We start from the raw sequence: 13,477 nt of genomic DNA on the forward strand, positions 1-13,477 counted from the left end.
ATGCACTATAGCAGAATGGAAGAAGCGGTTTTTCTTAAAAGGGAAAATCGCTTCATTGCGTATATAGAAAAAAACGGGGTAAAACTTCCCGTCCATGTACCCAATACGGGCCGCTGCCGTGAGCTTTTCATTTCGGGGCGGAAAGTAGTTTTAAACGGTGCGGAGCCCGGCTCCAAACGAAAGACAGCCTACTCCCTCGTTACCGTGGATAAAGGGGGTATGTGGGTCAATATCGATTCCCAAGCGCCCAATCATTTAGTGGCGGAATATCTGGCCACCGAGCCTACGCTGAAGGGTTTCGGGAAAATTCACAGCTTTAAGCGAGAAGTTACCCACGGCGGAAGTCGCTTCGATTTTTACGTCGAAGGGAGCGAGGGGAGCGGCTTTATAGAAGTGAAGGGCGTAACGCTTGAAAAAGACGGCCATGCCCGCTTTCCCGACGCTCCGACGACGAGGGGTACAAAGCATCTCCGAGAATTAGGCGAGCTTGCGGCGGCGGGAGAAAAGGCCGGCGTGTTTTTTGTCGTGCAGATGAAAGGCCCCGTGCTCTTCAGTCCCAACGACGAAACCGATCCGAACTTCGGCGACGAACTCAGGAGCGCCTATGAAAAAGGCGTGGAAATTTATGTAATGGATACATTAATCGAGAGGAATCAAATGAAAATAGATCGGGAAGTGTCCTTCGATCTATACGAACCGCTCGAAATGGTGGTTGCGGAAGAAGACGATTTAGAAAGCGTCCTTTCATTGGTTCAGAGCGGACGTGAGAAATTAAAGCGAGAAGGCGTGAATCAATGGCAGGGGATGGACCCGACGGAAGAGACTATATTGGAAGGTATTTTAAAAGGTCATACTTTCATCTTCAAAGATAATGGTAATATCGTCGGCACTGCCGTTTTAGCTGAGGGAAAGGACCCGACCTACGCCGCCATCGACGGTGCGTGGCGCACTGACGGGGAGTACCTTACCATCCACCGCTCCGTGGTATCGGAAAAATACGTAGGCAAAGGGATGGGGCGCCGCATGATGAATCGTATTAAACTATATGCAGCATCTCGAAATGTGGATGCTATTCGAGTAGACACCCACGAGGACAATAAAGCTATGAGACGATTGATCGAGATTTCGGGCTTTTCTTACTGCGGCATCATTACTGTGGCCGACGGTACGGAGCGCGAGGCCTATGAATGGAGTTTAAAATGAAGCGTCTTATGATTTCCGCCGCGAGTTCAGGCGCCGGAAAGACTACAATTACCATGGGGCTGATTCGCGCCTTTACACGCCGCGGCTTAAATCTGTCCACTGCCAAAATCGGTCCCGATTACATCGACCCAATGTATCACCGCGCCCTCGGCGGCGACGGTTACAATCTGGATTCCTTTTTAATGGAGGAAAATTACATTCGATCCCTTTTATCCAAGATGGAAAAGACGGATCTCGTACTGATTGAAGGCGCTATGGGTTATTACGACGGCATCTATACCACGACAAAAGCATCTTGTGCGGAAATGAGCGTCTTAACCGACACGCCGACGATCCTCGTTATGTCGGGGAAGGGGAAGGGCGCGAGTTTGGCGGCGGAGATAAAGGGGTTCTTAGACTTCGACCCCAATCGCATTGCCGGGATCATTTTAAATGAAACGAAACCTATGCTCGCATCCTATTATGAAAAAATAATCGAAGATTACACCGGGCTTCCGCTCCTGGGGTGTATTCCCTCCGTCGAAGGCAGGCTTTCATCCCGCCACTTAGGCCTCCTTCGGCCGGAAGAGGTGGAGCATTTAAGAGTATACGCCGATCAATTGGCGGATTTGGTTGAAGAGCATGTGGATATGGAGAAGCTTCTCGATCTCGCCGATGTAAAGCCGACAGATGCAATGGGTCGGGAAAAAATCGACATAGGCAAAGTGAAAGTCGCCATTGCAAGAGACGAGGCTTTTCAATTCTATTATCGAGACGTCCTGGAAGATTTCCTGGAGGCCGGAGTGGAGTGGATTCCCTTTTCGCCCCTTCACGATTCCTTACCGAAAGGCATTTCGGGGCTTTATTTAGGAGGCGGTTATCCCGAGCTCTACAAAGATGAGATTTCAAACAATGCGGCTCTTAAAGAAGAATTACGAGACTATCTAAGTAAAGACCATTTGCTGATCGCCGAGTGCGGTGGTTATATGAGCCTTCTGGAATCTATAGATGATGTGTCGGCATGGGATCTTTTGCCGGGTAAAGCCGGGATGACGGATTCTTTAAAGAACTTCGGTTACCACTTTATGGAATCGAAAACTGACGGCCTATTAATGAAAGCGGGCGAGTCAGTACCCGTTCATGAATTTCACTACGGACAGACCACGGTAGTCGGGGAAGATTTTACGATGAAAAAAGCCAAACGCAATAGGGAGCGCAAGGCGGGTTTTCATGGGGAAAATCTTTATGCAGGCTTTCCCCATCTTCATTTAAGCGGCAATCATAATTTACGGCGACGAATTTTAATGAAACTGAAGGAGGCGACACCGTGGCAGGGATTATCTTATTAGGCACCGCATCCAATGCGGGAAAGAGCGCCATGGTGGCGGCGCTCCTTAGAATCTATAAGCGTCGCGGCTTTAAGGTATGTCCCTTTAAGGCGCAGAATATGGCGTTGAACAGCGGCGTCACAAAAAGCGGCGAGGAGATCGGCAGAGCGCAACTTATGCAGGCGGAGGCGGCGGGAATCGAAGCTGATCACCGAATGAATCCCATTCTTTTGAAACCGACGGGGAAGGGCGTAAGCCAGGTTATCGTAAACGGCAGGGTTTTAAAAAATATGAGCACGAAAGAATATTACGCATCGAAACCTGAGCTGTTTAAAGAAGCGATTGTCGCTTATAGATCCCTCGAAAAAGAGTACGATATTATTATTGCCGAAGGTGCGGGGAGCGCCTCGGAGATTAATTTAAAATCGGTAGATATGGTGAACATGGGCTTTGCCAAGTCGGTAAATATTCCGGCACTCCTCGTGGCGGACATCGATCGCGGGGGAATGTTCGGTGCCGTCGTGGGGACGCACGTTTTGTTCGATGACGAGGAGAGGAATCTTTTTAAGGGAACTATCGTCAATAAATTTCGGGGCGATGTGTCTATTCTTGAACCGGGACTTGAAATGCTTGAAGAATATACGAAAAGGCCCGTGCTCGGCGTCGTGCCCTATATGGATATTACATTGGATGCGGAAGATTCCCTGGCTACACCCTTTCAGTGGAAACAAAATGCCCCGATCGACATCGCTGTTATAAAATTTCCCCACGTCTCCAATATTACGGATGTGGCGCCTTTCGCACTCTACGACGATGTCTCCCTTCGCTATGTGGAGCGAGTGGAAGAAGTGGGCGATCCTGATCTATTAATATTGCCCGGGACGAAAAATACTATGGCGGATTTAAAGTGGTTAAAAGAATCCGGAATATACGCCCGGGTGCTTCGTCATGCACACAATAAAAAGCCGCTCTTCGCCATATGTGGCGGCTTTCAAATGCTCGGTGCACGCATACGAGACCCCCATAAAATCGAAGAAGGAGGCGAAATCGACGGCCTCCACCTTATAGATGCAGACACGGAAATTACATCTGTAAAGGAACAGAAGCGAGTTGAAACGACCATTACTTACGGAGGCGATCTTCTACGTTATGGAGAGGAACTAAAGGTAAAAGGCTACGAACTTCATATGGGTCGTACCACCTTATCGAAAGAGGAGAAACCATTAACTGAATATGGAGGTGTGGTACTCGATGAGCATATATTCGGATCCTATCTTCACGGCTTTTTTGACGCTCCGGACATAGCCGACAGTGCGATCAATCGATTGCGAGAATTAAAGAATCTGGAGCGAGGCGAATCGGTAGACTATTTAAATTTTAAAGATATGCAATACGAAAAACTTGCCGACGGTGTAGAGGCGGCCATCGATATGAACATCCTGGATAAAATCTTAGGCATCAAAAAAGAGCGGATCTGAAATGGTCCGCTCTTTTTTGATTACAGTAATTTCGGTAGAATCGTCGTAGCCAGTCCAAGGAAAATAAAGAAGCCGCAAATATCCGTCGCCGTCGTTAAAAAAATAGGAGAGGAGATGGCAGGATCGATTTTCATCTTATCGAAGAGTAGTGGAAGCAGGAAACCTACGACTCCTGCTATGACCATGTTTAAAATCATGGCGGCAAAGATAATAAGACCTAAATAGAAATTTTGGTACTTCAGATACAAGACCACGGCTGCAAAGAGACCGATGACGGCGCCGTCGAAAAGGCCTAATGCGATCTCTTTCAGAATAAGGGACAAATCATCTTCTAAGCTGATTTCATCCCGGGCGAGACTCGTAAGCACGATGGAAAGTGCCTGATTGCCTGCATTGCCTCCCATCCCCGTTACGATGGGCATGGCGGCGGCGAGTGCTACAACCTGGCTGATGGTAGACTCAAACATACTGACCACCGCCGAGGCCATAAAGGCCGTAAACAAGTTGATTACGAGCCAGGGTAGGCGGCTTTTAATGGAGTGGAAGAAACTGGAGTCGTATTCCTCATCTTTCGAAACCCCACCCATGGCGAGAATATCTTCATTATGTTCTTCTTCCATAACGTCGATAATATCGTCGCTTGTAATGACGCCTAATATGGCCATGTTTTTATTGACGACCGGAAGATATTTCAGATCGTATTTATAAATGAGGTTGGCGGCCTCCTCCTGATCCTGTTCGGCGTAAACGAAGAAAGGATGGTTTTCAACGAGATCGGCCAAAGGTTTAAAGCCGGGAGCCACGAGAATATCTCTTAAATTAACGATTCCCTGAATGCGGTGGCGATCGTCTGTAATAAAGATGGATTCGATAATTTCGGTGGTCGGTGCGATTTCCTTTATTTTTAAGAGGGCCTCCCGCACAGTTAAACTTTGACGCAGAGATATAAATTCCGTGGTCATAATCCTGGCGGCGCTGTCCTCTTCATAGGAAAGGATCATCTTTAAAATGTCGGACTCGCTCGCCTTCATATAGTTTAAAACTTCCTTGCGTCGTTTCGTCGACATAAGGCCCAGCAAGTCTGCTACATCGGCGTTCGTCATAAAGCTGAAAATTTCGATTAATTCTTTCGTAGAATAAAACCGCGTCATTTTAGGTTGCAGATCGGGCTCGGCATTTTCTATTAGATCGGCGACCTGTTCGGCATCGAGCATAAATAGGAAGAATTGAAGATCTGCAGGTTCCAGATCTTCTAAAACCTCGTCGATATCCACTGCGTGGTATTGATCAAAAAAGGCAGAAGCATCATCGACATCGCCACGTCGAATGACCTGTTCCAATTGTTCTTTTAAAAATTCGTAGTCGGATTCATATTCCAAATACATCACCTCCTTTTTAACTTCTATTTTATTATACCATTCTATTATTAATGGAGTGGCTATAAGCTTTAATCGGGAGGTTAAAAACATAACATAAAGTCACAAAGCTGTAACAAAGAAGTAACACAAATGACCCATGAAATAGTTACATTTTGTAACCGATCATGTTATAATTTCCAAAGATCATTAAGAAATATCTAAATTCCCGAGAGAATTCATGACGTTTGACGTTTGTTTTAAACGAAACAGATGACTTACATAAGGAGTGTAGCTTTTAAATGAATCAGAAAATTAAACTTACCATCGGAACTGCAGCACTGGCATTAATTTCAGTGGTAGGTCTAAGAGATACCGGCGTTTTCGTTCAGGATCATAGCACGACATTGTACAGTGGCAAGCAAATCGGTTTTGCCGTTGAGGAAAAGGCAAATATTATCGATACCACCGACAATGGTTATATCGTAAAAAAGGGCAACGCTAAAGTAACGGTTCCGAAGACTAAAATTCTCGTAACCGAAGGTAAACCCCAAGAATACGTCGTAAAGAAAAATGCTGTTCTTAGAAAAGACGGCAAGGTTGTTCGCAATCTTTTTATCGGCGAAACACTGGAAGCAGTAACACACTACAGCAAGGGCGTGGCGGTCAACACCGTCGACGGTCTTTTCGGCTCCATAGAATACGGTTTTGTCGAAGCTGTAGAAGGTCCCTACACCACAGCTGCAAAAGTAAAGCAAGATTTAACCCTTGAAAATACGAACGGCGTTTTCACAGTTAAGAAAAATAACACTGTCAATGTCGTAGGATATAAAGACGGTCTTTTTATCATCTTAAATGAAGAAGGCAAAGACTTCCAAATCGATCCGAACTATTTAGATTTCGGCGAAGGTGGAGTGCAAGCCGTAAAACGTGAAGTTATTCAACGTCAGGCGCCGAAGGTAGAGGCCAAAGCTGAAGTAAAGGGCGCTCCGGCTCCCAAGGTTGACGGCGCAAAAGCACAACGCGTCATCGATTCCGCTTACAGCAAAATCGGCTCCCCCTATGTATGGGGCGCAACAGGCGGAAACGGATACGATTGCTCCGGTTTGGTATATGCAATTTATGTAAAAGAGATGGGTATCTCCCTTCCCAGAACCTCTTCGGCACAATCCCAAGTGGGCACGCCGGTAGATCGTTCGGAACTGCAAGCCGGCGACCTGGTCTTCTTTAACACCACCGGTAAAGGTGTCAGCCACGTAGGCGTTTATGTCGGCAACGATGTATTCGTTCACGCTGCCAGCGGAAGTGCAAGAGTTAAAGAAAATAAATTAACTGAAAAATATTACAGCTCACGCTTTGTCAACGCGATGCGCGTCCTGTAAATGGAACGGAAGGAGCGGCACAGCCGCTTCTTTTTTATTAGGAGGATTTTATGAAATACGACATTTCCCCGTTAAGAGACAAAGTCAAGTGCATACTACGAGACAAAGCGGACCGGGCAAGGGAGCGTGAAATTGGCTACAAGCTTTTAATATTACGAGTCGGCGATAATCCGGCAGACATAAGCTACGAGAATTCCATTAAAAAATCCGCCGATAGTGTGGGCATCGAGGTAGAAGTGTCAACTTTTGCCGAATTGGCGACGGAAAGTGAAATCATCGCCGAAATAAAAAGAGGTAATCTCGACGAGAAAGTCGGGGGAATCCTATTGTTCCATCCGCTGCCGAAACATTTAGATACAGATGCAATTGACAGTGTCATCGACAGCGACAAAGATATTGACTGTTTGGGACCGTCCAATCAATGGAAAGTTTTTACATCCAAAGCTTCCATTTATCCGGCCACGGCCAAGAGCGCGCTTTTAATCGCTAAAGATATGATGGACTTAAAGGGTAAACGGGTACTTATTATCAATCGCTCCATGGTTATCGGTAAGCCTCTTGCCATGATGTTGCTCGATGAAAATGCTACGGTTACTATCGGCCATTCTAAAACCGAATCAATCCCCGAACTCGCGAAAAACTTCGATCTCGTTGTCTACGGTACGGGACAATGTCGATGGGTGGACGAGTCCTTCGTATCGAAAGACCAGTGTATCATCGATTGCGGCATCGCCTTTACAGAAGAAGGAAAGATGGTAGGAGATGTGGACTTCGATCGGGTGGTGGACGAGGCAAAATATGTTACTCCCGTTCCGGGCGGCGTCGGCAGTCTGACCAATCTCTTATTACTTGACAATATGTTCCGGCACAAATAAAAAGATCGAGTGAAACTGCACTCGATCTTTTTGTACTATAAAGTCCGTGGATATACCTGGGATTACATTCTAAATTTAAAGGACCTCGAATCACTTCGAGGTCCTTTACATATTATCTGCGTCTCAAGATTTTCCATAAAATGTACTTTTTGAAAATTCCTCCCGATGCCTTTCGCACGGGTTTGTGGTTTAGGGCTTTAAACGCTTTCGTAAAAGCTAATATTTTTAAAATTTTCTTAAACTTCATATCTGCCTCCTCACTATACATATAGTTTACCCAAAAGGCCGGTAGTTACACATTAGTTTACCGCCTCGTATTTTTACGATTATTCGTCGTTTTCTTCGACGAGGAACGATTATTCTTATTTTGCTTGGCTTGAGCTTTTAGAGCTTCTTCCTGTTCTTTCTCCTGCTCTTCCTGTTGTCGTTGCATTTCTTCGTACCATTCCTTAGTGTGAATCTTACAATAACCCGAGGGTAGCGTATAATAATCCTTCGGACGGATATTATCGAATTGAGACGGGTCATATCCCTTCGGTCGCACGAAGTAATAACCATAGGTAATGGTTTCGTGAGGGCAGTAGGTGGAAGCTCTCTCGCCCGAGACCGAGCAGATAAGAAGGCGTGTGTAATCTTCCGTAACCTCCTTCGGTGCCGTTCCCGGTAGGAAAGGAAGAGTAATCGTGGAGCCGGCGCGCCTTGCGTAAGTGGAGGCGAGTCCGCCGGTCTTGTCGCTTACCTCAACCATTTCCAAAGAATCGGGGAGAGTCCACTGATCTTTGTCACCGACAATTCCATAGAGGGAAGCGTAAAAGGACTTTGCGAGATCCTGATTGTCGCTTAGGGGTAGCTTTTGAATTTCATTGCCCATCCAAAGGCCGTAAGTATAGCGAGGGGTGGAGCCCACGGTCATGTAGTCGGAGTTAAATTTATTTTCACCGAAGATAGCGTATGCGTCGTAGCCCTGTTGCTGAATAGACTTCGATAAGGGCGAGAGGGAGAGGGCGTAGCGAAGAAGTACATTGCTTTCCTTCGGGAAAGTAACAGATTTCGATTCGTGTCGGTAGAGTATCTTGCCTTCCCCGTCCTGAATAGATTCTACTATATAGTTTTCGCCCACCTGAGGAGAAGCGATTTTAGAATAGGCACTTACGAGCTCTTTCAAACTTACTCCGTCTACGAGATTACCGGATGCCAGGCCGTCGTAGGTAAGGTCATTGCGCGCCTTATCTTCGGAAGGCGTGCGAATGGCATCTTCCGAAGAATTGTCGTAAAGGCCGAGAAGTTTCAGCGTCTTTAAGCTCCCATCGAAACCGTAGCGTTCGATGATTTTGCCGCTGATGGCCTCTCGCGTGTGGGCTGCACCGTCGGCCAAGACATCGTAGCCGTAGAATTCTCTCTGCGCCGGCCAAATGGCACCGTCGATCTTAAGAGGCGTGTCGTCGTAAGAAGTGGCGAGAGTATCACCTTCTATTAGTGCCGTCAAATAGGTCGATAAGGGCACGAGGGCGGTTCCCGGTTGGCGTCTGCTGTTTAAGTGATTGAAACGGAGACGGGCCGGATTACGTAAACTATTTCCGCCTGCAAGAGCGACGATTCCGCCGGTTTCATTATCCGTAATAAGGGCGGCGGACTGAGGTTGTAAACTGGACTCTTCCGGAAAGAGGAAGAGTTCTTTAGAAAAGACTAACTTTCCGTCTTCTTCTTTAATGAAATCACCGTATTTATCCAAGACGTTTTTTGAAATCTTAAACTCCTTATCGCCTGTAATTTCTCCCGGTTCAAAGGCGGTTGTGCCGCCGGAGATAGTTTTCAAATTGTCGCGTCCGTCCAATGTATAGAGATTTTTAAGATGAACCGTATTATTTTTTTGAACAAAGGCGGGATTATGGAAGATAAGATTTCCGTTTTTGAACTTGTAATAGTCTTTGGCTAAATGTAAATTACCATCGCTATCGAACAGATTGCCGTAACGCAGGTAGAGAGTGTCGCCTTTTTCATCTATCATATTTCCAAATTCATCGGTAGAAAAATCTACGAAATGAGCGCCACGGTTGCGTCCGTTTTGGATCAGTTGGGCGTAACCGTCGTACAAATCTTCCATGCCCTTTTGATATTGAGGGACGATTGTTGATTGAATGGTGAGGCCACCTTCCCGAATCATTTGTGTGGCGCGATCGCGATCGATTTTTTGAGCGGTCATCAACGCCTGAACGGCTTCCTCAGTTACGAAATCGGCTACATAAGATGTATAGGGAGAGGGTTCCTCCTGTTTCGGAGCAAAGTGAATGTCTTTTAATGATGCGGATTCGGCATCCTCGGAGGAAAGGTAGTGAGCGTCGGCCATGGCCTGCAGTACGGTATTTTTCCGCTCCATGGCGCGCTCGTTCTTTTCAAGATCGTATACCTTATCGCCGACGGATTGTGTGGCGACGATATTCTCATTCTTATCGTCAGAAGCCGGAATGCGCTTGAGTGCTTGGTAATTGGCGGGAGATTTTGCAATGCCCGCGAGAAGGGCTCCTTCTTCTACGGTTAAATCTTGGACATGTTTAGAAAAATAAGATTGGCTCGCCGCCTCCACGCCTTGGCTGCCAAGTCCCAGATCCACGCGGTTTAAATAGGCCTCTAAAATATCTTCTTTTGAAAGTTTTTCTTCTAAGGCCAGTGTTATGTACGCTTCTTTTAATTTTCGAGCCACGGACTGATCGGTGCTTAAATACACATTTTTAACCAACTGCTGCGTAATGGTGGATCCGCCTCGGACAACCCGGCCGCTTTTCATATTGGCGGCAAAACTCGCAAAGATTTGACGTAGATCCAGGCCGTGATGTTCATAAAAACTGCGGTCTTCGATGGCCAAAAAAGCATCCTGCACATGTTTCGGCACCTGATTTAATGCTACGTGTTCACTGACGACGGAAGGATCTACCTCGTCGATGGTGTTGCCGTCCGCATCGAGAATAATCGAGGTTTCGGCGATGGAGCCTTTAAGCTCGCTGAAGTCGACAGACTCGACGGAATGAAGAATGGTAACTACCCATGCGCCCAAAATACCCGCAATCAATACGACTACGAAAGCGAGAATGCTGAGGGCGAGGTGAATAGTATTTGAATGATTTTTTATTTGATGGGACATAGTCATCCTCCTGTCCACATTATAGCATAGCCCCCTTCTTGCGTAGAAGCTTGTGATTGTGTATATTTAGGAAAGGAGGTTTGGTGTGGAAAAACATATTACGGAACGACAGAAGGTTATTACCGCCGCAGCGTGGGACGATAAAAATAAATATAATGAAGAAAGTTTAAATGAGCTGAACGATCTCGTAGATGTAGCAGGCGGTATAGTGGTGGGAACAGCGACGCAAACGGTACGCAGCTTTCATCCGGCAACTTTAATGGGAAAGGGAAAGCTGGAGGAAATTAAGATGGCCGCCGAAACCCTCGAGGCGGAGCTCGTGATTTTTGACGGCGAGCTTACCGGTATTCAAATGCGGGAAATCGAAAAGGCATTGGATCTTCCCGTCCTCGATCGCACGGCACTTATTTTAGATATTTTTGCATCGAGAGCCCGTACCGACGTGGGAAAACTGCAAGTTTATCTCGCACAATTGGAATATGGAAAGACCCACTTGATCGGAAAGAAAAATTATTCCAGACTGGGCGGGGGAATCGGTACTCGCGGACCCGGTGAGCAAAAATTGGAAATCGACAGGCGTCGCATTAACGACGATATAATGCGCACGAAAAGGAAGCTGAAGCGGGCGCAAAAAGTTCGGGACACGGGTCGTAAACAGAGGGAACGATCGGACATTCCATCCATCGCTATTGTAGGATATACCAATGCGGGGAAATCCTCCCTTATGAACCGACTGCTCAGAGAATCGTCGGCACAGGGCAAGGAGGTTTACGTAGAAGACATGCCTTTTGCCTCTTTGGATCCCGATACGAGGAGAATCACCCTTCCCGGCGGGTTGGTTGTCTATGTAACGGATACCGTCGGCTTTATATCCAATCTTCCCACCACCCTGATCGAATCATTCCACACCACATTAGAAGAATTAAAAGATTCCGATCTCATTATTCATATGATCGACGGATCGGGAGAAGATGAAGCACTACGTTATGAGACGACACAAAAACTCTTAAGCGATCTGGGCGTTCGCGACACGCCGATTATTTTATTTGTCAATAAGGCGGATCAAATGGAACATAAGAGATTGCCTTTCCTTCCTTCGGAACATCGCGTTCTTTACGGATCGGTGAAAAAGGACCCTACTATCGAGCCTTTGTATGAAGCTATCGAAGAGGAATTAAAATCCAAATATGTTAAAGTGGAGATGGCATTTTCATACGGGGAAATGCACCTTGTTGAAGAAATAAAAAGTCGCTTTCCGGTGGATTCCTTCGAATATACTGATGAAGGCGTGGAACTCAAGGCCACGCTCCCGAAAGTTTACTTAAATCGCTATAAAGAGCAGATAAGGAGGCGCTATGTATAAGACAGTCTATCGAGAGGGAAAAGTAAGCCTGATCGAGAAGAAGTCTGAGTTTATCGGGCGCGTGGCTTTTGTAAAGACGAAAGAAGCGGCGGAGGCCTTTATTCAAAAGATTCGAGACGAAGGCAAGGACGCCACCCATCATTGCACCGCTTATATTATTAACGAAGATCAGTCCATTCAAAAGTACGACGACGACGGGGAGCCGCAAAAGACGGCGGGTCCACCTATTTTAGATGTATTAAAGCGAAACGGCCTGACCAATGTGGTTTGCGTGGTAACCCGCTATTTCGGCGGCACACTCCTTGGCGCCGGCGGCCTTATTCGGGCCTATTCCTCCGCCGCATCGGCGGCTCTGGATGACGCTGTCGTGGTAGAAATGCATAAAGCCTTAGATATTACATTTACCTATGACTATACGGAACACGGGAGCATCGAAAACTACATGATGCAAAACGGCTATCCCATTATCGACACAGTCTTTACCGATCGAGTGCAAGTGACGACGACGGTTTATGAAACGGGTTATGAATCGTTTAAGAATTATTTGCTGGATGCCACATCGGGTACCGTTCATATAGAAAAAGAAGACCCGACGGAGCGTGCCGTTCTCGACGGCAAGTTATTATATGAAGGAAAAAGTTACGATCAACGACTTTATAAAGGGGAAGAATAATGAATACTATTGAAGCAGTTTGCAATTGGATGAAAGAAATCGTAAAAGATGCCCATGCCGACGGCGTGGTCTTCGGCCTTAGCGGTGGTATCGATTCCGCAGTGGTGGCAGGCCTTGCCAAGCGCGCCTTCGGCGACGATGCTCTGGGAATTATTATGCCCATTAATTCCAATCCTCAAGACGAAAAGGATGCGCGCCTCGTGGCGGAAACTTTGGATCTGAAGATTGAAAAAGTAGATCTTACGGAGACATATCGCGCTTTGGTGGACGCGTCCATGAACAGCGACAACGATATGGCAAAGAACAATATTAAGCCGAGGCTTCGCTCCACCACGCTTTATTACTACGCCCAAGACCGCAACTACCTGGTTTGCGGCTGCTCCAATGCCAGCGAGTATCACATCGGCTACTTTACAAAATACGGTGATTCCGCTTGTGATTTAATGCCCATCGTCGATTTTGTGAAGAGCGAAGTGGTTGAGCTTGCTAAGAAACTTAATCTCCCAAAAGAAGTTATCGAGAAGAAACCGACAGCGGGCCTATACGTCGGGCAAACCGACGAAGATGATATGGGCTTCACATACGACGAGCTCGATGCGGTGATCCGAGAAGATTACCGAGGTGAAAACCGCGACGCTATCGATCGCAAACACGCTATTAGCGAACACAAGCGCCACATGCCGCCGAAGTTTGAAAGATAAT

General features: G+C 46.7%; 11 protein-coding genes. 8 read left to right on the forward strand and 3 right to left on the reverse strand.

From position 1 onward, the window contains the following. Genes sfsA through PEPTYR26121_RS01335 form a run of 3 tightly spaced genes read left to right on the forward strand, consistent with a single transcriptional unit; the run spans position 1 to position 3,988 of the window. The gene (sfsA, locus tag PEPTYR26121_RS01325) at positions 1-1,203 is read left to right on the forward strand and encodes a DNA/RNA nuclease SfsA (protein ID WP_180498462.1); all 1,203 of its coding nucleotides are present in this window, start codon (positions 1-3) and stop codon (positions 1,201-1,203) included. Further along, the gene (locus tag PEPTYR26121_RS01330) at positions 1,200-2,531 is read left to right on the forward strand and encodes a cobyrinic acid a,c-diamide synthase CobB (RefSeq protein ID WP_180498464.1); all 1,332 of its coding nucleotides are present in this window, start codon (positions 1,200-1,202) and stop codon (positions 2,529-2,531) included. The genes sfsA and PEPTYR26121_RS01330 overlap by 4 nt, the downstream gene beginning before the upstream one ends. Continuing rightward, the gene (locus PEPTYR26121_RS01335) at positions 2,510-3,988 is read left to right on the forward strand and encodes a cobyric acid synthase (RefSeq protein WP_218956307.1); all 1,479 of its coding nucleotides are present in this window, start codon (positions 2,510-2,512) and stop codon (positions 3,986-3,988) included. The genes PEPTYR26121_RS01330 and PEPTYR26121_RS01335 overlap by 22 nt, the downstream gene beginning before the upstream one ends. 20 nt (positions 3,989-4,008) lie before the next feature. Here the strand turns inward: PEPTYR26121_RS01335 and mgtE are convergent, their stop codons facing one another. Continuing rightward, positions 4,009-5,373: a magnesium transporter gene (gene mgtE / locus PEPTYR26121_RS01340; protein ID WP_180498466.1), complete on the reverse strand. Its 1,365-nt coding sequence runs from the start codon at positions 5,371-5,373 to the stop codon at positions 4,009-4,011. A 272-nt stretch (positions 5,374-5,645) separates the two neighbouring features. Between mgtE and PEPTYR26121_RS01345 the strand changes: the two genes are divergently transcribed. Beyond that, positions 5,646-6,725 carry a C40 family peptidase gene (locus PEPTYR26121_RS01345; protein ID WP_180498468.1) on the forward strand — a complete coding sequence of 360 codons (1,080 nt, stop codon included), beginning with the start codon at positions 5,646-5,648 and terminating at the stop codon, positions 6,723-6,725. A 50-nt stretch (positions 6,726-6,775) separates the two neighbouring features. Further along, the gene (locus PEPTYR26121_RS01350) at positions 6,776-7,600 is read left to right on the forward strand and encodes a bifunctional 5,10-methylenetetrahydrofolate dehydrogenase/5,10-methenyltetrahydrofolate cyclohydrolase (protein WP_180498470.1); all 825 of its coding nucleotides are present in this window, start codon (positions 6,776-6,778) and stop codon (positions 7,598-7,600) included. A 112-nt stretch (positions 7,601-7,712) separates the two neighbouring features. On the opposite strand, the gene PEPTYR26121_RS09200 is transcribed toward PEPTYR26121_RS01350, so the two are convergent. Continuing rightward, positions 7,713-7,847 carry a hypothetical protein gene (locus PEPTYR26121_RS09200; protein WP_281359967.1) on the reverse strand — a complete coding sequence of 45 codons (135 nt, stop codon included), beginning with the start codon at positions 7,845-7,847 and terminating at the stop codon, positions 7,713-7,715. 57 nt (positions 7,848-7,904) lie between these two features. Next, entirely contained in the window at positions 7,905-10,739 is a 2,835-nt protein-coding gene (locus PEPTYR26121_RS01355) for a transglycosylase domain-containing protein (RefSeq protein ID WP_180498472.1), read from the reverse strand. A gap of 85 nt (positions 10,740-10,824) precedes the next feature. Between PEPTYR26121_RS01355 and hflX the strand changes: the two genes are divergently transcribed. From hflX to nadE, 3 genes are read left to right on the forward strand one after another with little or no spacing between them, the layout of a single operon-like run. Then, a complete protein-coding gene (gene hflX, locus PEPTYR26121_RS01360; RefSeq protein WP_180498474.1) occupies positions 10,825-12,102 on the forward strand; it encodes a GTPase HflX in 1,278 nt (425 codons plus the stop codon). Beyond that, a complete protein-coding gene (locus PEPTYR26121_RS01365) occupies positions 12,095-12,775 on the forward strand; it encodes a YigZ family protein (protein ID WP_180498476.1) in 681 nt (226 codons plus the stop codon). Before hflX ends, PEPTYR26121_RS01365 begins: the two co-directional genes overlap by 8 nt. Continuing rightward, entirely contained in the window at positions 12,775-13,476 is a 702-nt protein-coding gene (gene nadE / locus PEPTYR26121_RS01370) for an NAD(+) synthase (RefSeq protein ID WP_180498477.1), read from the forward strand. Before PEPTYR26121_RS01365 ends, nadE begins: the two co-directional genes overlap by 1 nt. The last annotated feature ends 1 nt before the right edge of the window (position 13,477 follow it).

Source organism: Aedoeadaptatus nemausensis, assembly GCF_903819165.1.
Classification (GTDB): Bacteria; Bacillota; Clostridia; order Tissierellales; family Peptoniphilaceae; genus Aedoeadaptatus; species Aedoeadaptatus nemausensis.